Origin of the sequence: Actinomadura latina NBRC 106108 (assembly GCF_001552195.1) — a bacterium.
GTDB lineage: Bacteria > Actinomycetota > Actinomycetes > Streptosporangiales > Streptosporangiaceae > Spirillospora > Spirillospora latina.
Window position 1 is genome coordinate 26,147 of sequence record NZ_BCQS01000039.1, and the last position, 21,381, is coordinate 47,527.

Here is a 21,381-nt window from a genome sequence, read left to right on the forward strand (position 1 = left end):
GTTGCCGGCTTCCCCTCCCCCACCGGATGCCTCCCACGGTCGCGCGCCCGGTTCCCACATGCCCACAGCGGACTTTGGGACGTGGTTGCGGTTTCTCCTGCGAAAACTCGTCGGTAGCCCTTGACGACGACGACAAACGGGCCTAAATACAAGGGAAACAAAATCAAACGGAAGGGAAGCCACATGCTCCGGGGAACGACGGGCGCATGATCGTCACGGTGACGCTCAATCCGAGCCTCGACCGCACGATCGAGGTGGACGTGCTGACCCGCGGCGCGGTCATCCGGGCCCGGTCGGCGCGGCTGGACCCGGGCGGCAAGGGCGTCAACGTGTCCCGGGCGCTCCTCGCCAACGGGGTCGCGTCCACCGCGGTGGTGGCGGTCGGCGGCGCCGACGGCGACCAGCTGCACCGGCTGCTGACCGCCGAGGCCATGCGGGTCCGCGCCGTCCGCGTCGCGGGACGCACCCGCTCGAACGTGACGATCGTCGAACCCGGCGGCGTCGACACCAAGCTCAACGAGCCGGGCGGGCCGCTGTCGGCCGCGGAGCTGGACGAGATCGGCGCCGTGGTGGCGGCCGAGGCCGGCGGGGCGAGCTGGGTGGTCGGCTGCGGCAGCCTCCCGCCCGGCGTCCCGGACGACACCTACGCCGCGCTGTGCCGCCGGTTCGCGCCCGACGGCATCCGCGTGGCGGTCGACTCCAGCGGCCCGGCGCTGCGCGCCGCCGTCGCCGCCGGGCCCGACCTGATCAAGCCGAACCGGGAGGAGCTCGCCGAGGCCGTCGGCGGGCCGGTCGGCACCATCGCCGACGTCGTCGCGGCCGCCGGGGAGCTGCGGGCGCGGGGAGCCCGCGCCGTCCTGGTCAGCCTGGGCGCGGAGGGCGCGGTGCTCGTCGACGACGACGGCGTCCTCGCCGGGGAGGCGCCCGTCACCGGCCCGCGCAGCACGGTCGGCGCGGGCGACGCCCTGCTGGCCGGGTTCCTCGCCGCCGGCGCCCGCGGGGCCCGCGCGCTCACCGAGGCGCTGGCCTGGGGCGCCGCGGCCGTGCGGATGCCCGCGAGCCGGATGCCGGGCGCGGCCGACGTCCGGCGCGACATCGTCCGCATCCACCCCCGGCCGGACCTCACCCGGCCGCTCCTCACCTGACGACTGGCAGTACCCACCCCCCGATCGACAGGAGGCCGAGATGGCCACCACGTACACCCCGGAGCCCACAGGGAGCGGGTTCCGGGCGAACGTCCAGCGCATCGGCGGCAAGATGGCCGGAATGGTGATGCCGAACATCGGCGCGTTCATCGCCTGGGGCCTGATCACCGCGCTGTTCATCCCCACCGGCTGGCTGCCCAACGAGCGGCTGGGCGAGCTGGTCGACCCGATGATCAAGTACCTGCTGCCGCTGCTGATCGGCTACACCGGCGGCCGGATGGTGCACGGCCAGCGCGGCGCGGTGGTCGGCGCCGTCGCGACCGTCGGCATCGTGGTCGGCGCGGACGTGCCGATGTTCCTCGGCGCGATGCTGGTCGGCCCGCTCGCCGCGTACCTGCTCAAGCTGTTCGACGGCCTCGTCCAGGACCGGGTCCGGACCGGGTTCGAGATGCTGGTGGACAACTTCTCCGCCGGGATCATCGGCGGCACCATGGCGGTCGCCGGCAACCTGGTGATCGGCCCGGTCATGAACACCTTCTCCGACTGGGCCGGCAACGGGGTGAGCTGGCTCGTCGACCACGACGTGCTGCCGCTCACCTCGCTGCTCATCGAGCCCGCGAAGGTGCTCTTCCTGAACAACGCCGTCAACCACGGGGTCCTCGGCCCGCTCGGCATCCAGCAGGCCGCCGAGCACGGCAAGTCGGTGCTGTTCATGCTGGAGTCCAACCCCGGACCCGGCCTCGGCGTCCTGCTCGCCTACTGGTTCTTCGGGCCGCGGCGGCTGCGCCCGAGCGTCCCGGCTGCCACCATCATCCACTTCTTCGGCGGCATCCACGAGATCTACTTCCCGTACATCCTGATGAAGCCGCGCATGATCCTCGCCGCGATCGCGGGCGGGATGACCGGCGTGGCGATCTTCGTCGCGACCGGCGCCGGGCTCGTGGCCACCCCGTCCCCCGGCAGCATCTTCGCCTACCTCGCGCAGACGCCGCGCGGCGTGGGCAACTGGATCGGCGTCTACGCCGGCGTCTTCGCCTCCGCGGCGGTGTCCTTCGGCACCGGCGCGGCGCTGCTCGGCTTCGGCAGGCTCGCCGAGCCCGAGGACGAGGAGTCCGGGGCCGAGGACGAACTGAAGGAGGCCGAGGAGAGGACGGCCGCGAACAAGGCGGCCGCGAAGAAGGCGGCCGGCGGCACCGCCAGGGAGACGACCGCTTCCTGAACCATGACGGGCTCTGAGCCGCCACCCCGTCCGATGGAGGGCACACCCACGATGAACGGCAAGGACATCCGCAAGCTCGTGATCGCCTGCGACGCCGGCATGGGCAGCAGCGTCATGCTCGCCGGCCAGCTGCGCAGGAAGCTGAAGAAGAGCGACGTGACGGTCGAGCACACGCCCGTCGACTCGATCCCCGCCGACGCCGACGTGGTCGTCACCCACACCGGGCTCGCCGAGCGGGCCCGGCGCGGCGCCGGGGACACCCCGGTGATCACCTTCGAGGTCTACATCGGCGACCCCGCCGTGGACCGCCTGGTCAAGGCGATCAAGGACGGCGGTGAGGTCGGTGCCTGACCGGGCCGCCGACCTGCTCGCGCCGGAGGCGATCCGGCTGGACGCCCGCGCCGCGGGCCGCGACCACGCCGTCCGGCTCTGCGGGCAGGTGCTGGTGGACACCGGCGCCGTCGAGCCCGGCTACATCGACGCGATGCTGGAGCGGGAGCGCTCGGTCTCCACCTACCTCGGCGAGGGCGTGGCGATCCCGCACGGCACGAACGAGGGCCGCGACCTCATCCGCCGGGACGCCCTCGCCGTCGTCCGGTTCCCCGAGGGGACGGACTGGAACGGCGACGAGGTCGTCGTGTGCATCGCGATCGCGGCGCGCGGCGGCGGGCACATGGAGATCCTCGCCGAGCTCGCCGAGATCCTCCTGGACCCGGACCGGGCCCGCGCGCTGCGCGAGGCCACCGGCCCCGAGGAGGTCCTCGCGCTGCTCGACCCGCAGACCGGAGAACAGCAACCGACCGCACAGCAACCGACAGGACAGGGACACGCCGTATGAAGGTCGCCCGTTTCTACGCACCCGGCGACATCCGCCTGGAGGACGCGCCGGAGCCGGAGCCCGGCCCAGGCGAGCTGAAGATCCGCGTCCGGAACTGCTCGACCTGCGGGACGGATGTGAAGATCTCCCGCTTCGGGCACCACCACATCGTCCCGCCGCGGGTGATGGGCCACGAGATCGCCGGCGAGGTCGCCGGGGCCGGCGACGGCGCCGAGGGCTGGGCGGCGGGCGACCGCGTCCAGGTCATCGCGGCGATCCCGGACGGGACGTGCTCCGAATGCAGCCGCGGCCGGATGACGGTCTGCACCGCGCAGGAGTCGATGGGGTACCACTACGACGGCGCGTTCGCCGAGTACATGATCGTCCCGGCGAAGGTGCTGGCGGTGGACGGGGTGAACCGCGTCCCGGACGGCGTGTCGTTCGCCGAGGCGTCGGTGGCCGAGCCGCTCGCCTGCGTCCTCAACGGCCAGGAACTGGCGCGGGTCGGCGAGGGCGACGACGTCGTGGTGTTCGGCTCCGGCCCGGTCGGCTGCCTGCACGTGCGGGTCGCGCGCGCCCGCGGCGCCGCCCGCGTGTTCCTCGTCGAGGTCAACGCCGAGCGGCTGCACCGGGCCGCCGCGCTCGTCAAGCCGGACGCCGCGATCGACGCGAGCGCCACCGACGTGGTCGAGGAGGTCCTCGCCCGCACCGGCGGGCGCGGCGCCGACGTCGCGATCACCGCGGCCGCGTCGGCCGCCGCGCAGGAGCAGGCGCAGCGCCTGATGGCGCCGGGCGGGCGGGTCAGCCTGTTCGGCGGCCTGCCGAAGGACGACCCCGTGATCTCCGTCGACGCGAACCGCGTCCACTACCGGGAGCTGTCGCTGGTCGGCGCGAACGGGTCCAGCCCCGCCCACAACGCGCGTGCGCTGGAGCTGATCGGCTCCGGGCAGGTCCCCGTCGAGGACCTCATCACCCACCGGCTTCCGCTGGACGCCCTGCACGACGCCCTGGACCTCGTCACCCGGGGCGCGGCCATCAAGGTCACGATCGAGCCCTGACCGCGCAACCCCCAAGGAGGCAGCCGTGCCCGAACGCAGCGTCATCATCGGCTCCGCGCAGGGCCTGCACGCCAGGCCCGCGAAGATCTTCGTGCAGATCGCCGCGCGGCAGCCCGTCAAAGTGTCCATCCGGGCCGGGGACCGCGCCCCCGTCCCGGCGAGCAGCATCCTCGGCGTGCTGTCGCTCGCGGCCGCGCGGGGGACGGAGGTGACGCTGTCCGCCGACGGGGACGGCGCCGCCGAGGCCCTGGACGAGCTGGCCGGTCTCCTGGCCCGCGACCTGGACGCCGAGGAGCCCGACCATGCGTGAACCGACGGTCCCGGGGTGAGCCCGGGGGCGGCGGCCGGCCCGGTGGAGGCGATGGGGCCGCCGCCCGAGCCTCCGCCGCCGATGGTCCGGCCGGGGCGCGGGAGACCGCCCGGGCCCGCGACAATGGACGCGGACGGAGCCGACGCGGGACGGGTGGGACGGTCATGTACGCCGAGGAACGACAGCAGGCGATCCTTGCGCTGGCGCGCTCGAAGGGCCGGGTGGACGTGGTCGCGCTGGCCGAGGAGTTCTCGGTCACGACCGAGACGATCCGCCGGGACCTGACCGTCCTGGAGCGGGCCGGGACGGTCCGGCGGGTGCACGGCGGCGCGATGCCGGTCGAGCGGCTCGGGTTCGAGCCGGAGCTGGCGGCGCGGGACGCGGTGATGACCGAGGAGAAGCAGCGCATCGCCAAGGCCGCGCTGGCGGAACTGCCCGCCGACGGGTCGATCATCGTGGACGCGGGCACGACCACGGCCCGGTTCGTCCAGCTGCTGCCCACCGACCGCGAGCTGACGGTGATCGTGAACTCGCCGCCGCACGCGTCGGTGCTCGCGACCCGCCCCAACCTGACCGTGATCATCCTGGGCGGCCGGGTGCGCGGCCGGACGCTCGCCACCGTGGACGAGTGGGTGCTGCGCCCGCTGGCCGACCTGTGGGTGGACGTGGCGTTCATGGCGACCAACGGCTGCTCGGTGGAGCGCGGGCTGACCACGTCCGACCAGGCGGAGGCGGCGGTGAAGCGGGCGATGATCGCCTCGTCGCGGCGGCGGGTGCTGCTCGCCGACCGCACCAAGATCGGGCACGACCATCTGGTGCGCTTCGGCGATCTGTCCGATGTCGACGTGGTGATCACCGACACCGGGCTGGACACCGACCTCGCCGCCGACCTCGCCGCCGCCGGCCCGGAGATCGTCCGGGCCTGAGAACGCGGGCGCGGGCGTCCGGGCGAGGCGGCGGGGGCCGCCGTCCCGCGCCGCTGGGGCGGTCGCGCGGGACGGCGGCGGTACCCGTCAGCCGGCGGCGGGAATGCCGTTGGCGGGCGCCTGCGGTTGCGGGTTCGTGTAGGGCTGGATCGGCCCGTCACCGTCGTCGGTCGTCATCGGCTGCCCCTCGGGCACGATGTTCTCGCCGTCGATCTTGCCGATCTGCGTGCCGGTGTAGCCGGCGTGCGAGTCGGCGCTGAAGCCGAACGGGACGACGCCCGGCCCGGTGAAGTGCGACTTCTCCAGCGCCTCGACGAGGCTCTTGCGGGTCGGGTTCTTCCCCGCCGCCTGCAGCGCCTGGACGAAGGTGTAGGCGACCGACATCCCGTAGACGATGTTGCCGTTGAACGGCAGCTTCGGGATGTACTGGTCGTGGACCTTCTTGAACAGCTGGGTCCAGCTGTTGGCGGTGTCGCCCGGCGACGACAGGTAGCCGTTGGTGATCATGCCCTGGATGAGCGGGTTGCCCTTGACCTCGCTGCCGCCCTTCTTGGCGAAGCTCTCCAGCAGCCCGGTGAGGGTGATCGGGTCGGACCCGACGTTGCTGACGGCGAACGTCGGCTTGTAGTTCAGCTTCAGCGCGGCGAGCCGGAACAGCGCGGTGTAGGTGGGGATGCTGAACAGCACGACGACGTCCGCCTTGGACTGGGCGATCGCCTGGGCCTGCGCGCCGATGTCGGTGCTGCCCGGCTGGTAGGACTGCCGGGACACCACGTCGGCCTTCGGGATGTACATGTCGAGGCCCTTCACCCCGTCCTGCCCGAAGTCGTCGTTCTGGAAGAAGTAGGCGACCTTCTTCCCGGCGAACGTCTTCTTGATGTAGTCGCCGAGGATCTTGCCCTCGCGGATGTAGTCGACCTGCCAGCCGAACGTCTGCGGGTGCTCCTTCGGCTGGTCCCAGCAGCCGCATCCGGACGCGACGAACAGGTCGGGGACGCGCTGGGCGTTCAGGTAGTCGACGACCTTGGAGTGGGTGGGGGTGCCCAGCCCGTTGAACATCGCGAAGACCTTGTCCTGGAGGACGAGCTTCTGCGTGACGCTGACGGTCTGGGTCGGGTTGTAGGCGTCGTCCACGTACTTGTAGACGATCTTGCGCCCGTTGATGCCGCCGTTGGCGTTGACGTAGTCGAAGAACGCCTTCGACGCGGCCGAGTTGGCGCTGTAGCCGGGCGCCGCCGGGCCGGTCAGCGGCTGGTGGCTGCCGATGGTGACGGTGGTGGCGGTGACGCCGGGCGCGCCGGAGTCCCCGCCGTCCCCGCCGTCACCTCCGCAGCCGCTCGCCGCGACCGCCAGCGTCGCCGCGGTCATCACGGCGAGCGCCCTTGTCCGCATTCTCTTCATCTGCTCCTCCTGAGTGCGTGGTGGTTGGCCCCGATGTGGCTGTCGATGCGGAACCGCGCGGCCCGGGAGCCTGGTCGCGCCTCATGAGCACGCGGCGCCGGACGGCGCCGCCGATGTCGCGCAGTCCTCCCTGGAGACCGCGCGGGAAGGCCAGCGTCACCACGATGAGGACGAGGCCGTAGACGGCGAGGGGCAGGTTCGAGGCGATGTTGTGCGACAGGCCGGACGAGGACGACAGGTCCGACGCCCACGTCGGCACGTAGACGAGGATCAGCGACCCCCACACGGCCCCGGTCAGGCTGCCGAGGCCGCCGATGATGATCGCGGCGATCAGCTGGAGGGAGAGCGTGAGCGGGAACGCGCCCGGCGCGGCGAGCGTCGCGACGACGGCGAGCAGCCCGCCGCCGAGGCCGGCGCAGGCCGCCGACACGACGGTCGCGGCGATCCGCAGCCGGGCGACGCGGACCCCGCTGAGCGCGGCGGCGATCTCGTCGTCGCGGCTGGCCCGCAGCGTCCGGCCGAACCGGCCGCGGGTCAGGTTGGCGAGCAGGAAGAGCGTGATGACGGCGCCGAGGCAGGCGATCCACGCCTGCCAGCGCTCCAGCGGGAACGTGGCGCCGAGCGACTCGGGCGGGATCGGCGGGACGAGCGTCAGCCCGTTCTGCCCGCCGAGCAGGTCGGTGAGCGGCTCGTAGTTGGCGAGGCCGGGCAGCCCGACCGCGAACGCGAGGGTGGCGCCGGCGAGGTAGGGGCCGTGCAGCCGGGCGGCGACCGCGCCGACCAGCACGCCCGCGACCGCGGTGACGCCGGCCGCCGCGGCGAGGACGGCGGCGAGCGGCCAGCCCCAGTGCCCGATGACGAGCGCGGCGGTGTAGGCGCCGACCGCCATGAACGCGCCGTGCCCGAGGGAGATCTGCCCGCCGAGGCCGGTCAGCACGGTCAGGCCCGCCACCGCGCAGGTGAGGTAGGCGACCTGCGCGATCTGCAGGTCCCGGTAGGGGCCGACCGCCGTCGTCAGGAAGTACAGCGCGGCGATCGCCGCCAGGGCGCCCGCGGTGTGCCGCGTCAGCGTGGAGCGGCGCAGGACGTTCAGGACGGTGTCCACCGCGCTACACCCGCCTTCCGGTGCTCACCGCGAACAGGCCGTTGGGTCTGACCATCAGGACGGTGATGAGCGCGGCGAGCGCCCCGAAGGTGACCAGGTCCGAGCTGACGTAGCCGGACACGTAGCTGAGCGCGCAGCCGAGCAGCAGCCCGCCGATGACGGCCCCGGCCGGGCTGTCCAGCCCGCCGATCACCGCCGCGGTGAACCCGAAGACGAGCATCACGTCGAACTGGGCGGGCCCCACGAACACCGACGGGGCGATCAGCACCCCGGCGAGCGACCCGACGAGCGCCGCGAGCGCCCAGCCGAGCGTCAGCATCCGGCCGACGCGGACGCCCTGCAGCCGGGCGATCTCGGGGGCGAACGCGGACGCCCGCAGCCGCAGCCCGAGGTCGGTGCGGACGAACAGCAGCGTCAGCAGCACCATGACTCCCGCGACCGCGCCGATGACGAACAGGTCGAACGGCGACAGCAGCAGCCGCGTCCCGGCCACCGACAGGCCCTTGATGGTGAAGGCGGGCGGGTAGGAGTGCGGCGTGTCGCCCCAGATCATCCCCGCCCCGGCCTGCAGCAGCACGTACAGCCCCAGCGTCACGATGACGGCGTTCAGCGGCGGCTTGTTCTCCACCGGCCGCACCACCACCCGCTCGATGACGGCGCCGAGCACCAGCCCGGACACCAGCGCGACGCCGAGCGCCAGCCAGTAGGAGCCGCCGCCGTCGATGACGCTCCACGCCAGGAACGTCGTGAACATCAGCATCCCGCCCTGCGCGAAGTTCACGATCCGGGTGGCCCGCCAGATCAGCACCAGCGCGAGCGCGACCGCCGCGAACACCACGCCGGAGGTGATGCCGGCGAGCGTGAGATTGATGAAGCGGACCATCAGAACCCCAGGTAGGCGTGGCGGAGGCGGTCGTCGGCGGCGATGGTCGCGGCGGCCTCCGCCGCCACGACCGAGCCGAGGTCGAGCACGACCGCGCGGTCGGCGACCGACAGCGCGCTGCGGGCGTTCTGCTCGACGAGCAGCACGGTGCGGCCGTCCTCGTCGCACAGCCGCCGCAGCACGGCCATGAGCTGCGCGACCACGCGCGGCGCCAGGCCGAGGGACGGCTCGTCCACCAGCAGCAGCCGCGGCGCGCCGGTGAGCGCGCGGGCCAGCGCGAGCATCTGCCGCTCGCCGCCGGACAGCGTCGCCGCGGTCTTCGCCCGGCGCTCGGCGAGCGCCGGGAACAGCTCGTACATCTCGGCGATCCGCCGCGTCAGGGCGGCCCGGTCGCGCCGCCACAGGCCGCCGAGCCGCAGGTTGTCCTCGACGGTCAGCTCGACGATGACGCCGCCGCTCTGCGGGACGTGCGCGACCCCGAGCCGGACGATGTCCTCGACCGGCGACCGGGTGATGTCCTTCCCGTCCAGCTCGACGCGTCCCGCCCTGGGCCGCAGCAGGCCGGAGATCGTGCGCAGCAGCGTGGTCTTCCCGGCCCCGTTCGCCCCCAGCACGGCGGTCACGGAGCCCTCGTCCACCGAGAGGTCCACGCCGCCGAGCGCGCGGACCGCCCCGTAGTGGACCGTGAGGTCCTTCACCTCAAGCACCGGCGACCTCCTCGCCCAGGTAGGCGTCCAGGACGGCGGGGTCGTCGCGCACGTCCGCGGGCGCGCCGTCGGCGATGACCTTGCCGAAGTCCAGCACGACGACCCGGTCGCAGACGTTCATCACGAGATCCATGTGGTGCTCGACGAGCACGACCGCCGGCCCGCCGCGCAGCCCGCGGATCAGCTCCGCCAGCTCGTCCATCTCCGCCGCCGACAGCCCGGCCGCCGGCTCGTCCAGCAGCAGCAGCTCCGGCTCGGCGACCAGCGCCCGCGCCAGCGCGACCCGCTTCTGCACGCCGTAGGGCAGCTGGCCGGGCAGCCGCCCGGCCTCCCCCGCCACGCCCAGCTCCGCGAGCCGGGCCATCGCCCGCTCCCGCAGCGCGGCCTCGTCGCGGTCGGCGCGCGGCAGCGCGAACAGCCCGGACCAGAATCCGGCCCGCGCCCGCCTGTCGGCCCCGACCATCACGTTCTCCAGGACCGTCAGGCCCGGGAAGAGCCCGAGCCCCTGCAGCGTGCGGGCGATGCCGAGCCGGGTCAGGTCGTGCGGCCGATGCCGGCCGAGCGCCCCGCCCCGCCACCGCACCTCGCCCGACTCCGGCCGGACGAATCCGCACACGACGTTGAACAGGGTGGTCTTGCCGGCGCCGTTCGGGCCGATCACGCCGGTGACCCGGCCCTGCGGCGCGGACAGCGACACGCCGTCCAGTGCGACCAGCCCGGCGAAGCGGACGGTCACCTCTCGTAGTTCCAGGATCCCAGAGGAGCCGGACATATCGCCTCACCTCCCCCGATGAATCATCGTGAATCCACCGAGGCCGAAATACACATACCGACTGGTCGGATTCCATGAAGATAGAATCATCGGGCACCCCCGGTCAACAGCCGAAGCCCAGGTCTCCGCACAGCCGCGCCCCGCACCGCCGGTAGGCTGTCGGCGATCTACGGGCGGCCGCCGCCGGGACGGCCCGCGACCCCGGGGCATTCCCGGAACGGAGGTGGAGTCATGACGCAGGCGCCCGCAGGCCGACTGCCCGGCAACCTGCCACTGCCCGACCGGCTGCTGGCCGTGGCGACCCGCCTGTTCGCCGAGAAGGGCTTCGAGAACACCTCGGTGCAGGAGATCGTGAACGCCGCCGGCGTCACCAAGGGAGCCATGTACCACTACTTCGGCTCCAAGGACGATCTCCTCTACGAGATCTACCACCGGCTCCTCGGCCTGCAGATGTCGCGCCTGGAGCAGATCGCGAGCGGCCCCGGCACCGCCGAGGACCGCCTGCACGCCGCCGCCGTCGACGTCCTCAACACCTCGTTCCTCTACCTGGACGACTTCACGGTCTTCTTCCGCTCCACGCACCTGCTGCCCCGCGACCGCCGCGAGGCCGTCCGGGCCGAGCGGCGCCGCTACCACGAGCGCTTCCGCGCCCTCGTCGAGGAGGGCCAGCGCGAGGGCGCCTTCCGCACCGCCACGCCCGCCGACATCGCCGTCCACTTCTTCTTCGGCACCGTCCACCAGATCGGAGTCTGGTACCGCCCCGGCGGCACCCTGAAGACCGAGGCGATCAGCAGCCACTACGTGGACCTCTTCCTCAACGGCCTGAAGGACGCGTAGTCCCCCAGGGGCCGTCAGCGTTCGATGTGCTCGACCTTGAGCGCCGCGTTCTTGTGGTGGGCGCGCAGGGGCTTCTTGTCGAACTTGCCGACGGTGGTCTTGGGGATCTCGTCCATGAAGGTCCAGTACTCGGGCACCTGCCAGCGGGCCACCTTGCCGGCCAGGAAGGACGCCAGTTCCGCGGACGTGGCGGCGGCCTCCGGGCGCAGGACGACGCAGGCGAGCGGCCGCTCGTCCCAGCGCGGGTCCGGGATGCCGATGACGGCGGCCTCGGCGACGGCCGGGTGGGCCATCAGGTGGTTCTCCAGTTCGACGGAGGAGATCCATTCGCCGCCCGACTTGATGACGTCCTTCGCGCGGTCGGTGATCTGGAAGAAGCCGCGCTCGTCGATGGTGCCGATGTCGCCGGTGCGGAGCCAGCCGCCGTCGAACTTCTGCGGCGCCGGGTCGCGGTGGTAGGAGCCGGTGATCCAGGGGCCGCGGACCTCGATCTCGCCGACGGCCTCGCCGTCCCACGGCAGTTCGGCGCCGGAGTCGTCCACGATGCGCATCTCGACGCCCGCGGCGACGCGGCCGGACTTGAGGCGCCAGTCCATGTCCTCGTCGGTGCCGGGTTCCACGCCGGGCGGCGGGAACGCCATGCCGCCGAGCGGGCTGGTCTCGGTCATGCCCCAGCCCTGGATGATGCGCAGGCCGTAGCGCTGCTCGAACCGCTCCAGCAGGACGCGCGGCGCGGCGGCGCCGCCGGACGTGCCGGAGCGCAGGGACGACAGGTCGATCTCGTGCTGCTCGCCGTAGGCCAGGATCCCGTTCCAGATGGTGGGGACGGCGGAGGCCAGGGTGCTCTTCTCCCCGGCGATGAACGCGACCAGGTGCTCCGGCTGCATGAACGGGCCGGGCATGTGCAGCGTCGCGCCGGAGAGGAACGCGCCGTAGGGCAGGCCCCACGCGTTGACGTGGAACATCGGGACGATGGTCAGGACGCGGTCGGCCTCGGTGATGCCCACCATGGAGGCCGACTGCACCGCCATCGCGTGCAGGAACGTGGAGCGGTGCGAGTACACGACGCCCTTGGGGTCGCCCGTGGTGCCGCTGGTGTAGCACATGGACGCGGCGGAGCGTTCGTCCACGTCCGGCCACGCGTAGCCGGGCTCCTCGGCGGCGAGCAGCTCGTGGTACCGCAGGACGGGCGCGCCGTTGCCGTTCTCCTCCAGCGGTGCGGCGTCGCCGTCGCCGACCACCACGTACGCCTCGACGGCGGGAAGTTCCCGCACGACCCGCGCCAGCAGCGGGATGAGGCTGTCGTCCACGATGATGATCTGGTCGTCTGCGTGGTTGACGATGTGCGAGAGCTGCTCGGGGAACAGCCGGATGTTCAGCGTGTGCAGCACCGCGCCCATGGCCGGCACCGCGAAGTACGCCTCCAGGTGCTCCTGGTTGTTCCAGCAGAAGGTCGCGACCCGGTCGCCGCGGCGGACGCCCAGCCTGGCCAGCGCGGACGCCAGCCGCTCGGCGTTGCGGGCGATCTCCGCGAACGCCGCCCGCCGGGGCGGGCCGCCGCCCGTCCAGGTCACGCACTCGCTGCCGCCGTAGACGCGCGCCCCGTGCCGCAGGATCGCGGCGACCGACAGCGGGAAGTCCTGCATCGTGCTGGGGATCATGGCAATTCTCCGAAAGACGCGCGACGGCGGGGGAATGGGGTCGGGAAGCGTGCGGACACAGCACATACCGACCGGTCGGTTCACCATAATTTCCGTGGCCTGGCGCCGTCAATCAGCCGACGAGGACGGAGAGGGTTTCTGCGACGCAGACGGGCTTGCCTCCGCCCTCGCATTCGATCGTGACGCGGACCGTGGCGCGGGCGCCCGCGGAGCCGCGGTCCAGTGACAGCAGCTCGGCGCCCGCGCGGACCCGGGAGCCGACCGGGACCGGCGCCGGGAAGCGGACCTTGTTCGCGCCGTAGTTCACGCCCATCCGCAGGCCCTCGACGCGGTAGATCTCGGCGGCGAGCATCGGGATCAGCGAGAGCGTGAGGTAGCCGTGCGCGATCGTCCCGCCGAACGGCCCGCCGGCGGCGCGTTCCGGGTCGACGTGGATCCACTGGTGGTCGCCGGTCGCGTCCGCGAACAGGTTCACCTGCTCCTGCGTGATCGTGTGCCACCCGCTGTGGCCGAGGTGGGTTCCGACGGCCTTCTCGTAGTCGTCCACGCCGCTGAACGTCCGCATGGGAGTGACCTCCGTCCGGGCGCCCGCCCGCCGGGCGCGCGCCTCGATGACAACATACCGACCGGTTGGTATGCAACGGTGGAGGCGAAGAGGCCGGCGGACGGGACGGTTCCGCGGCGTCCGCCCCGGCACCGCGGAACCGTCCAGCCCGCCGGCAGGTCGCCGGCGCGGGGCGGGTGACGCGCGGGCTCCCCTCCGCGCCCGCCGGCACCGCCGCGATCCGGCTCCACCATGCACAGCGCGCACAGCCCGTGATGTGTCACACACGATAGCGGTACGGTGGTCTACCAGCGGCGATGCGTTGCGGCGGTTTCCATGGACCAGCGCCCTCAGCCGTCCAGGGCGGCCAGACCCGACCGCAGCAGCGGCTCGACGGCCGCGCCGACCGAGTCGAACCCCCTCCCCACGGTCTGGCCGTGGATGTACCGGTAGTGGATGCCCTCGGAGATCACGGCGAGCTTGAAGCAGGCCAGCGCGACGTAGAAGCCGATCGACGACAGGTCCCGGCCGCTGCGCCCGGCGTAGCGGGCCACCACCTCGTCCGGCGCCGGGAAGCCGGGCGCGCTCGCGGCGTCGCGCGCGCCGGGGGCCGGGGCGCCGTGCCCCATGTACACCAGGAGCAGCGCCAGGTCCGTCAGCGGGTCGCCGAGCGTCGCCATCTCCCAGTCGAGGACGGCGGCGATGCGGCCGCGCGAGTCGACGAGGAGGTTGTCGAGCCGGTAGTCGCCGTGCACGATCGCGGGCGCCGACCCGGCCGGCAGGTTCGCCTCCAGGAGCGCGTGCAGTTCGTCGGCGGCCGGGAGATCGCGGCTGCGGGAGGCGTCCAGCTGCTTCTTCCAGCGGCGCACCTGGCGGGCGAGGAATCCGTCGGGACGGCCGAAGCCGGCCAGGCCCACCTCCGCCGGGTCGACGCCGTGCAGGTCGACGAGCGTGTCGATCATCCGGTCGGCGATCCGCGCCACGCGGGCCGGGCCGAGGGGCGCCAGCTCGGCGGCGCTCCGGTACGGCGTGCCCTCGACCATCTCCATGACGTAGAACGGCGCGCCGATCACGTCCGGGTCCTCGCACAGCGCGTACGTCTCCGGGACGGGCACCGCGGTGCCGGCCAGCGCCGTCATCACCCGGTACTCGCGCGCCATGTCGTGGGCGGTCGCGAGCACGTGGCCGAGCGGCGGCCGCCGGACGATCCAGGAGCCGCGCCCGTCGGTCACCTCGTAGGTGAGGTTGGACCGCCCGCCGTCGACGAGCCGCGCGCGCAGCGGGCCGGCGGCCTCCGGGCGGACCCGCCGGAAGAACTCCGCGAACCGGTCCAGCGCCAGCCCCGGGACGTCGCTCTCCTCGAATGCCCGCACTGTGTCTCCTCAGCCGTCCAAAGCCTTGTACCGTCCGGTCGGTATGGCGCAGGATGCCGGGGTGGACGCACTGGTGAGCGCGCATGCCGATGTCCCGGCCCACGCCGCCCCCGGGCGGGTATCCGCACGTAGATGAGACCATACCGACTGGTCGGTTTCAATGGCAGAAAGTTATTGCCATTCATGCTTCGCGGGTCTAACGTGACCGCACGACCGGCGGCGGAGGCGCATTTCGCCGCTCTGGTCAGGACCGGTTCTCGGGGGAGAACAGCGCCCGGAGGAGTCCCTGCATGTCCGTTTCCTCGTCCACCGACGCCGGCGCCGCCGAGGGCGCCGCCGCACCGGGCCTCGCCGCCCGGCTGTGGCGCCGCGACCTCCCGCACTACCCCGAGTCGGGGCGCCGCTACGGCTATCTCGCGATCGTCGTCGTCACCACGATCGTCCTGTACTACCTGCTCTACATCCAGTACGCCGTCGCGACGTCGATCATGTCGCACTACTCGATGACGTTCGCCTACTTCATCCTGCTGTCGGTGATCGGCAACGCGATCGGCGCGTTCGCGTCGCTGCTCGCCGGGCTCGCCGACCGCTGGGGCCGCGCGAACCTCGTCGTGTACGGCCTGCTGATCGCCGGCCTGCTGGTGCTGGCGCTGCCGCACTCGCCGGGCAAGCACACGTTCCTCGTGCTGTTCGCGGCGCTCAGCTTCATCGAGGGCATCGTCCTCGTCGCGACCCCGGCGCTGATCCGCGACTTCTCGCCGCAGCTCGGCCGCGCCACCGCGATGGGCTTCTGGACGATGGGCCCGGTGCTCGGCAGCCTCGTCGTCACGACCGTGACCAGCGCGACGCTCGACACCGCCGGCTGGCAGGACGAGCTGCGCTACTCCGGCTACACGGCCCTCGTCGTGTTCGTCATCGCGCTGTTCGGGCTGCGGGAGCTGTCCCCGGCGCTGCGCGACCAGATCATGGTCAGCATGCGCGACCGCGCGCTGATCGAGGCGCGCGCCAAGGGCATCGACCCCGACAAGCAGCTGTCCGGCCACTGGCGGCAGATGATGCGGCTGGACGTCGTCGGCTCCGCCTTCGCGATCAGCGTCTACCTGCTGCTCTACTACGCGGCCGTCGGCAACTTCGTCATCTACTTCTCCGCCACCTTCGGCTACAGCGAGCAGCGCACCAACGGCCTCGCCAACTGGTACTGGGCGGCGAACGCGATCGCGCTCGTCGTGGCGGGGCTGCTGTCGGACCGGCTCGGCGTCCGCAAGCCGCTGATGGTCGTCGGCGGCGTCGGCTCCGTCGCGGCCACCGCGTACTTCGCGCAGCTGGCCGTCCACCCCGACACCGGCTACTACACCTTCGCGTGGCTCTTCATCGCCATCGGCGTCTTCGGCGGCCTGGCGTACGCGCCGTGGATGGCCGGCTTCACCGAGACCGTCGAGAAGCACAACCCGGCCGCCACCGCGACCGGGCTGGCCGTATGGGGATGGATCCTGCGGCTCGTCGTGGCCGGTTCGGCGGCCTTCGTCCCGCTGGTGGTGACGTCGGTGACGCCCCTCGTGGAGCACGGGCACGAGGTGCAGGTCGCCTCGAAGGAGGCGGCCCCCGCGCTGGCCGTCGTGAACCAGCATCCGCAGCTGTTCGCCGAGCTGGGCAAGTACCCCTCCGGCCAGGCCCCGCCGGAGCTGCAGGCCCGCGCCGCGAAGGAGGTCGGCCTGCCCGGCCTCGCGACCGTGCAGAAGGCGCAGCCGCAGCTGGCGGTCCTGAAGGAGCACGGCGCCGAGGTGCAGAAGGCGTCGGAGGAGGGCCCCGGCCAGTGGCGGACGTGGTGGTACGTCTGCCTGGGCGGCCAGATCCTCTTCCTGCCGTTCATCTTCATCATGACGGGACGCTGGAGCCCCAAGCGGGCCCGTGAGGACGCCGAGGCGCACCAGCGCGCGATCGAGAAGGAGATGGCGGCGCTCAACAAGGACTGATCGGACCATCTCGGATCACGAGCCCCCGGCCGGGCCCTCCCCCCAGCCGGGGGCTCGCCGCGCCCCAAGCATTCTTCACGTTGTGCACACATCCGCCTCCGGACGGTAATAGGGTGGTCATGTGCAGCTTCGGTATTCCTTCCAGCTCTACCCCACCGCCGGGACGCCCGCGAGGCCGGGCTGCCGTTCCCGACGGCGGCCGCGCTGTCGGCGGCGATGACGGCGGCGAAGAAGACGCCGGAGCGCTGCTGGCTGGGTGAGGTGTCGTCGGTGGTGCTGCAGCAGTCGCTGCGGGATCTGGAGGCGGCCTACCGGGCGTTCTTTGAAGGCCTGGCCGGCAGGCGCCCGAAGGTGGGGGCGCCGCGGTTCAAGTCCCGCAAGGACAACCGCCAGTCGGTCCGGTTCACCGCCAACGCCCGCTCGTCGATCACGCCGGGCGGCAAGCTCGCGCTGCCCAAGGTCGGCGAGGTGAAGGTGCGCTGGTCGCGGCGGCTGCCGGCAATCCCCTCGACGGTGACCGTGGTCAAGGACGCCGCTGGGAGGTTCTTCGCCTCCTTCGTCGTCGAGAGCAGCGACGAACCGCTCCCAGAGCCCGGCACCGAAACGGGGGTCGATCTGGGGCTGGAGCACTTCGCCGTGCTATCGGACGGCCGCAAGATCGCTTCGCCGCGTTTCCTGCGCCGCGCCGAGAAGAAGCTGCGTAAGGCGCAGCAAGCCCTGTGCCGCAAGCAGAAGGGCTCGAGCAATCGCGACAAGGCCCGCACCAAGGCCGCCCGTGCGCATGCGCGGGTCGCCGACGCGCGGCGCGAGTTCCACCACCGGCTGTCCACGGCACGCGGCGGGACGGCTCGTCGAGCACACGAACATCCACGTCCCGTTCGCCATCGGCGCGGGCGTGATCGTCGCCGGCATCGCGATCCTGGCCACCGGGCACGTGACCTCGCGAACGCGGAGCGCAGGCAGGCCGAGGCCGACGCGCACGCCGGCCGGGGCGAGCCGGACCCCGAGGTGACCGAGGCCGCGGAGGCCGGCTCCGGGTCCGGCTCGTAGAACGTTCACCCGCTACGCACCCGGCCGCCAAAAGCCGCCGATCTTTTCCGCTCGCGAATGCATAGCCGGGAGGGTGCGGCGGGCGTTAGAAACAGCGCTATGAAGATCGCCGCGCGGGCGGCGACGATCGTGGCGCTGCTCGCCGCGCTCGTCGCCCACCCCCTGCCCGCCGGGGCGTCCGAGGACGCCCCAGGAACGACGAAGCACACCATCGCGATGGGCGGCTGGGACCGCCCCTACCTCCTGCACATCCCGCCCGGCTCCCCGGCCGGGAAGCCGCTGCCGCTGATCGTGGCCCTGCACGGCGGCCTGAACGACCCCGAGTACGTCCGCAGGCAGAGCGGGCTCGACGGCGTCGCCGACGAGCAGGGCTACGCCGTCGTCTACCCGGAGGGGTTCCTCGGCACGTGGAACGCCGGGGCCTGCTGCTCGTTCGCCCGCTGGGCCGGCATCGACGACATGGCCTTCCTCGACACGCTGATCGACACGCTGGTGGCGCAGGGCGTCGCCGACCCGCGCCGGGTGTTCATGACCGGCTTCTCCAACGGCGGCGGCATGGCCTACCGGTACGCGTGCCAGCGCGCGGAGCGGCTCGCCGGGATCGCCGTGGTGTCGGGCGCGCTCGCCATCGGCTGCACGCCGTCGAAACCGGTGTCGGTGCTGGCGTTCCACGGGACGCTCGACCCGTCCGTCCCCTACACCGGCGGCGGGAACATGGACGCGGACGTCCATTTCCCGTTCATCGCCGTCCAGGTCGTCATGGAGTTCTGGCGCTGGGTGGACGGGCTCGGCGCGCTGTCGTGGCCGGTCCCGGGCGGCCCGGAGGGCTGCGTCGGCACCGGGCCGGGGACGCTCCTCGTCGCGCTGTGCACCGAGCAGGGCGGCGGGCACGAGTGGCCGTCCTACGCCAGCGCGATGATCGGCCGGTTCTTCGCCGCGCGGCCGTCCCTGCCGGCGGGCTGACGAACCGGAGGGCGGGCGGCGCGGGGGACGCCGCCCGCCCCGGGCCCGCGGCGGCCGGACGGGCCGGCCGGCGGGGTCAGCCGGAGAGGCTCCGCGGCCGGATGTCCTTCCAGTTGGCCGTGACGTAGCCGATGCAGTCGGACCGCGGCTCGGGCCCGAAGACCGTCGTCCATCCGGCGGGGACGTCGGCGAACGCCGGCCACAGCGAGTGCTGCCCCTCGGCGTTGACGAGGACTCGGAACTCCGCGTCCGCGTCGTCGAACGGATTGGTCATCGGGCCTCCTGAACGATGCGGGCGGAGCGTCCGGCGATGGACCGGACGATCTCCCCGGTGCGGACGGCGGTCATGGACAGCAGCGACGAGGCGATCCCGTGGCTGTGCTCGGTCGCGCCCTGCAGGTAGACGCCCCACGAGCGGCCGGGGCGAGTGGCGATGCGGTAGTCGCGCTCCATGGCGGGGCGCCCGTCCGGTCCGGCGAGGCAGTCGCCGCCCGCCTCGCCGAGCAGGTCGAACGGGTCGCGCTCGCGGTAGCCGGTGGCGTAGACGAGGGCGTCGGCGTCCAGGTCGGCGGCCTCGCCGGTGGGCAGGAAGCCGACCGTGACCCGCACTCCCCCGGCGCCGTCCCGGACGTCCAGCAGGCGGGAGGCGTTGAGGATGCGGAGCCGCTCCGCGCCCGCGACCTTCTCGGCGTAGGCGCGCCGGTACAGCTCGTCGATGAGGTCGAGGTCCACCACGGAGTAGTTGGTGTTGCGCGAGTACTCGAACAGCATCCGCTTCACGTCGTCGGGGGCCGCGTAGTAGTGGTCGACGGCCGCCGGGTCGAAGATGCGGTTGGCGAACGAGCTGTCGTCGGCGGGCGAGTACCCGTACCGGGCGAAGACCGCGCAGACCTCGGTCTCCGGGAACGTGCGGTGCAGGTACTCGACGGCCTCGGCGGCGCTCTGCCCCGCGCCGACGACGACGAGCCGGCGCGGGTTCCAGCCCGCGCGCTCGTCGAGCCGGGTGAGCAGGTCCTCGGTGTGCCAGATGCGCTCGCCCGCCTGGACGCCCTCGGGCAGGGACGGTTCGAGGCCCACGCCGATGACGACGTCGCGGGCGAGGTGCGTCTCCAGCCGGTCGTCCCGGCGCACCACGACTTCGAGGGTCTCGTCGTCGCTGGGGCGGAGCGCGACGACCTCCGCCCCGTAGCGGACGCGGTCGGCGAACGCGTCCGCCGTCCATGCCAGGTAGTCGTGGAACTCCACCCGCGTCGGGAACATCGTCTTGTGGTTGACGAAGTCGACCAGCCGGCCGCGGGCGTGCAGGTAGGCGAGGAACGAGAACCGGCTGGCGGGGTTGCGCAGCGACACCAGGTCCTTGAGGAAGTGGACCTGCATGGTGGCGCCGTCGATCAGCATTCCCCGGTGCCACCCGAACTCCGGCTGCTTCTCGAAGAACACCGCGTCCACGCCGCCGCCGTCCTGCTCGCGCAGCTCGTCGAGCGCGACGGCGAGCGCGAGGTTGGACGGCCCGAAGCCGATCCCGATGACGTCGTGGACGCGGGGCTCCATGCGCTCCTCCGGCATCAGGCGGACTTCGCCTTGCCCGCGGCTTCGGCGATCTTCGGGACGACGTTGCCGATGACGTACGGGACGGCGAGCGGGGTGGGGGTGCGCAGCGGCCAGAACGACTTCAGGTCGAGCGGCACGTACGAGCCGCGCTCGACGACGGCGAGGTCGGCGAACAGCTTGTAGCCCTCGATCTTCTTCTGCGTGGCCGGGTCGTCGTTGTAGTGGCTGAGCAGGACGTCGACGTCCAGCACGCCGACCTTCTCCATGCTCAGTTCCGCGGCGAACCCGTCACCGGGGAGCTTCGCGAGCCGCTCCGGCAGCACCATGCCGAACTGCTCCAGCAGCTTCACGCTCGTGTCGTCCTTGGACTTCATCACGCCGATGTTGCCGTTGGGGAAGACGCTGGTGAACGCGAAGCCCTTGCCCTTCAGCTGCGGGTACTTGGTCTGCACTCCGGAGATCTGGGCATCGGCCTCGGCGACGATCCGGCGTCCGTCGGCCTCCCTGCCGACGGCCTTGGCGGTCTGGATCGCGATCTTCTGCCAGGAGTCCTCGGCCGGGCCGGTCTCGTAGGCGACCGTCGGCGCCAGCTTGGCGAGCTTGTCGTACTCCTTGTCGATGAAGAAGTCGCCGCCCGCGAGGATCAGGTCGGGGCGCAGCGCCGCGATCTCCTCCAGGTTGAACCCGGCCTCGCCGGCCTTGAGCAGCCTGGGCTTCGCACCGGTCAGCTTCGGCGCGGTCCAGGGGGCCAGCCCGTCGGGCTGGACCCCGGTCAGCTCGGCCATGCCGACCGGCGTGATGCCGAGCGCGAGGAGGGTGTCCTGGTCGACCTCGCCGAGCGCGACGATGCGCTCCGGCGCGGACTCGATCTTCGCGGTGCCGAGCTTGTGGGTGATCGTGACCGGGAACGCCCCGGCGGCCGTGCCGCCGGATGCGCCGGCGGGCTCGTCGTCGCCGCCGCACGCCGCGACCGTGCCGACGCTCAGGACGAGCGCGGCGGTCACGGCGAGGCGCCGCATCATGGTGCGCATAGAGGACCGGTGTCCTTCCGGGTGCTTCGGGGGTAACTGATCAAGGATCTTAGGT

Annotated in this window: 22 protein-coding genes; 11 read left to right on the plus strand and 11 right to left on the minus strand. The window is 72.4% G+C overall.

Annotated features, from left to right (window positions below):
• Positions 1-206 precede the first annotated feature (206 nt).
• The 7 genes from pfkB to AL2_RS32895 all read left to right on the plus strand — a co-directional run bounded on the left by pfkB (position 207) and on the right by AL2_RS32895 (position 5,475).
• Positions 207-1,145 carry a 1-phosphofructokinase gene (gene pfkB / locus AL2_RS32865; RefSeq protein WP_067640624.1) on the plus strand — a complete coding sequence of 313 codons (939 nt, stop codon included), beginning with the start codon at positions 207-209 and terminating at the stop codon, positions 1,143-1,145.
• Positions 1,146-1,185: 40 nt separating this feature from the next.
• A complete protein-coding gene (mtlA, locus tag AL2_RS32870; protein ID WP_067640626.1) occupies positions 1,186-2,364 on the plus strand; it encodes a mannitol-specific PTS transporter subunit IIC in 1,179 nt (392 codons plus the stop codon).
• A 51-nt stretch (positions 2,365-2,415) separates the two neighbouring features.
• The gene (locus AL2_RS32875; protein WP_245667097.1) at positions 2,416-2,715 is read left to right on the plus strand and encodes a PTS lactose transporter subunit IIB; all 300 of its coding nucleotides are present in this window, start codon (positions 2,416-2,418) and stop codon (positions 2,713-2,715) included.
• Positions 2,699-3,202 carry a PTS mannitol transporter subunit IIA gene (locus AL2_RS32880; RefSeq protein ID WP_067640630.1) on the plus strand — a complete coding sequence of 168 codons (504 nt, stop codon included), beginning with the start codon at positions 2,699-2,701 and terminating at the stop codon, positions 3,200-3,202. Before AL2_RS32875 ends, AL2_RS32880 begins: the two co-directional genes overlap by 17 nt.
• Positions 3,199-4,239 carry a zinc-dependent dehydrogenase gene (locus AL2_RS32885; protein ID WP_067640632.1) on the plus strand — a complete coding sequence of 347 codons (1,041 nt, stop codon included), beginning with the start codon at positions 3,199-3,201 and terminating at the stop codon, positions 4,237-4,239. Before AL2_RS32880 ends, AL2_RS32885 begins: the two co-directional genes overlap by 4 nt.
• 25 nt (positions 4,240-4,264) lie before the next feature.
• Positions 4,265-4,549 carry an HPr family phosphocarrier protein gene (locus AL2_RS32890; protein WP_067640637.1) on the plus strand — a complete coding sequence of 95 codons (285 nt, stop codon included), beginning with the start codon at positions 4,265-4,267 and terminating at the stop codon, positions 4,547-4,549.
• Between the two features lie 164 nt (positions 4,550-4,713).
• Positions 4,714-5,475 (plus strand): DeoR/GlpR family DNA-binding transcription regulator, encoded by a 762-nt coding sequence (locus AL2_RS32895; protein WP_067640639.1) that lies wholly within the window; start codon positions 4,714-4,716, stop codon positions 5,473-5,475.
• Positions 5,476-5,562: 87 nt separating this feature from the next.
• Here AL2_RS32895 and AL2_RS32900 read toward each other — a convergent pair whose 3' ends face one another.
• Genes AL2_RS32900 through AL2_RS39915 form a run of 5 tightly spaced genes read right to left on the minus strand, consistent with a single transcriptional unit; the run spans position 5,563 to position 10,343 of the window.
• Complete coding sequence (locus AL2_RS32900; protein ID WP_157438519.1) at positions 5,563-6,876, minus strand: ABC transporter substrate-binding protein; 1,314 nt, start codon at positions 6,874-6,876, stop codon at positions 5,563-5,565.
• Positions 6,797-7,981: a branched-chain amino acid ABC transporter permease gene (locus AL2_RS32905; protein WP_067640643.1), complete on the minus strand. Its 1,185-nt coding sequence runs from the start codon at positions 7,979-7,981 to the stop codon at positions 6,797-6,799. The genes AL2_RS32900 and AL2_RS32905 overlap by 80 nt, the downstream gene beginning before the upstream one ends.
• A gap of 4 nt (positions 7,982-7,985) precedes the next feature.
• Positions 7,986-8,864, minus strand: coding sequence for a branched-chain amino acid ABC transporter permease (locus tag AL2_RS32910; protein WP_067640647.1), 879 nt, complete (start codon positions 8,862-8,864; stop codon positions 7,986-7,988).
• Entirely contained in the window at positions 8,864-9,571 is a 708-nt protein-coding gene (locus AL2_RS32915; protein ID WP_067640649.1) for an ABC transporter ATP-binding protein, read from the minus strand. The genes AL2_RS32910 and AL2_RS32915 overlap by 1 nt, the downstream gene beginning before the upstream one ends.
• Complete coding sequence (locus tag AL2_RS39915; RefSeq protein ID WP_067640652.1) at positions 9,564-10,343, minus strand: ABC transporter ATP-binding protein; 780 nt, start codon at positions 10,341-10,343, stop codon at positions 9,564-9,566. Before AL2_RS39915 ends, AL2_RS32915 begins: the two co-directional genes overlap by 8 nt.
• A 231-nt stretch (positions 10,344-10,574) precedes the next feature.
• Between AL2_RS39915 and AL2_RS32925 the strand changes: the two genes are divergently transcribed.
• On the plus strand, positions 10,575-11,180 hold the full coding sequence (locus tag AL2_RS32925; protein ID WP_067640655.1) for a TetR/AcrR family transcriptional regulator: 606 nt from the start codon (positions 10,575-10,577) through the stop codon (positions 11,178-11,180).
• Positions 11,181-11,194: 14 nt separating this feature from the next.
• On the opposite strand, the gene AL2_RS32930 is transcribed toward AL2_RS32925, so the two are convergent.
• From AL2_RS32930 to AL2_RS32940, 3 genes are all read right to left on the minus strand, one after another.
• A complete protein-coding gene (locus tag AL2_RS32930) occupies positions 11,195-12,841 on the minus strand; it encodes a long-chain fatty acid--CoA ligase (protein WP_210748120.1) in 1,647 nt (548 codons plus the stop codon).
• 112 nt (positions 12,842-12,953) lie between these two features.
• Entirely contained in the window at positions 12,954-13,406 is a 453-nt protein-coding gene (locus AL2_RS32935; RefSeq protein ID WP_067640660.1) for a MaoC family dehydratase, read from the minus strand.
• 329 nt (positions 13,407-13,735) lie between these two features.
• Positions 13,736-14,758, minus strand: a complete 1,023-nt coding sequence (locus tag AL2_RS32940; protein WP_067640662.1) for a phosphotransferase family protein — start codon at positions 14,756-14,758, stop codon at positions 13,736-13,738.
• A 290-nt stretch (positions 14,759-15,048) separates the two neighbouring features.
• Between AL2_RS32940 and AL2_RS32945 the strand changes: the two genes are divergently transcribed.
• The 3 genes from AL2_RS32945 (at position 15,049) to AL2_RS32955 (ending at position 18,744) form a co-directional block, all read left to right on the plus strand.
• Complete coding sequence (locus AL2_RS32945; RefSeq protein ID WP_067640665.1) at positions 15,049-16,731, plus strand: MFS transporter; 1,683 nt, start codon at positions 15,049-15,051, stop codon at positions 16,729-16,731.
• A gap of 108 nt (positions 16,732-16,839) precedes the next feature.
• Positions 16,840-17,781, plus strand: coding sequence for an RNA-guided endonuclease InsQ/TnpB family protein (locus AL2_RS32950; RefSeq protein WP_312032882.1), 942 nt, complete (start codon positions 16,840-16,842; stop codon positions 17,779-17,781).
• Between the two features lie 99 nt (positions 17,782-17,880).
• A complete protein-coding gene (locus tag AL2_RS32955; protein WP_067640667.1) occupies positions 17,881-18,744 on the plus strand; it encodes a CE1 family esterase in 864 nt (287 codons plus the stop codon).
• 76 nt (positions 18,745-18,820) lie between these two features.
• Here AL2_RS32955 and AL2_RS32960 read toward each other — a convergent pair whose 3' ends face one another.
• Genes AL2_RS32960 through AL2_RS32970 form a run of 3 tightly spaced genes read right to left on the minus strand, consistent with a single transcriptional unit; the run spans position 18,821 to position 21,326 of the window.
• A complete protein-coding gene (locus AL2_RS32960) occupies positions 18,821-19,018 on the minus strand; it encodes an MbtH family protein (protein ID WP_067640668.1) in 198 nt (65 codons plus the stop codon).
• The gene (locus tag AL2_RS32965) at positions 19,015-20,310 is read right to left on the minus strand and encodes a lysine N(6)-hydroxylase/L-ornithine N(5)-oxygenase family protein (protein WP_067640669.1); all 1,296 of its coding nucleotides are present in this window, start codon (positions 20,308-20,310) and stop codon (positions 19,015-19,017) included. The genes AL2_RS32960 and AL2_RS32965 overlap by 4 nt, the downstream gene beginning before the upstream one ends.
• Positions 20,310-21,326 (minus strand): ABC transporter substrate-binding protein, encoded by a 1,017-nt coding sequence (locus tag AL2_RS32970; protein ID WP_083947144.1) that lies wholly within the window; start codon positions 21,324-21,326, stop codon positions 20,310-20,312. The genes AL2_RS32965 and AL2_RS32970 overlap by 1 nt, the downstream gene beginning before the upstream one ends.
• Between the last annotated feature and the right edge of the window lie 55 nt (positions 21,327-21,381).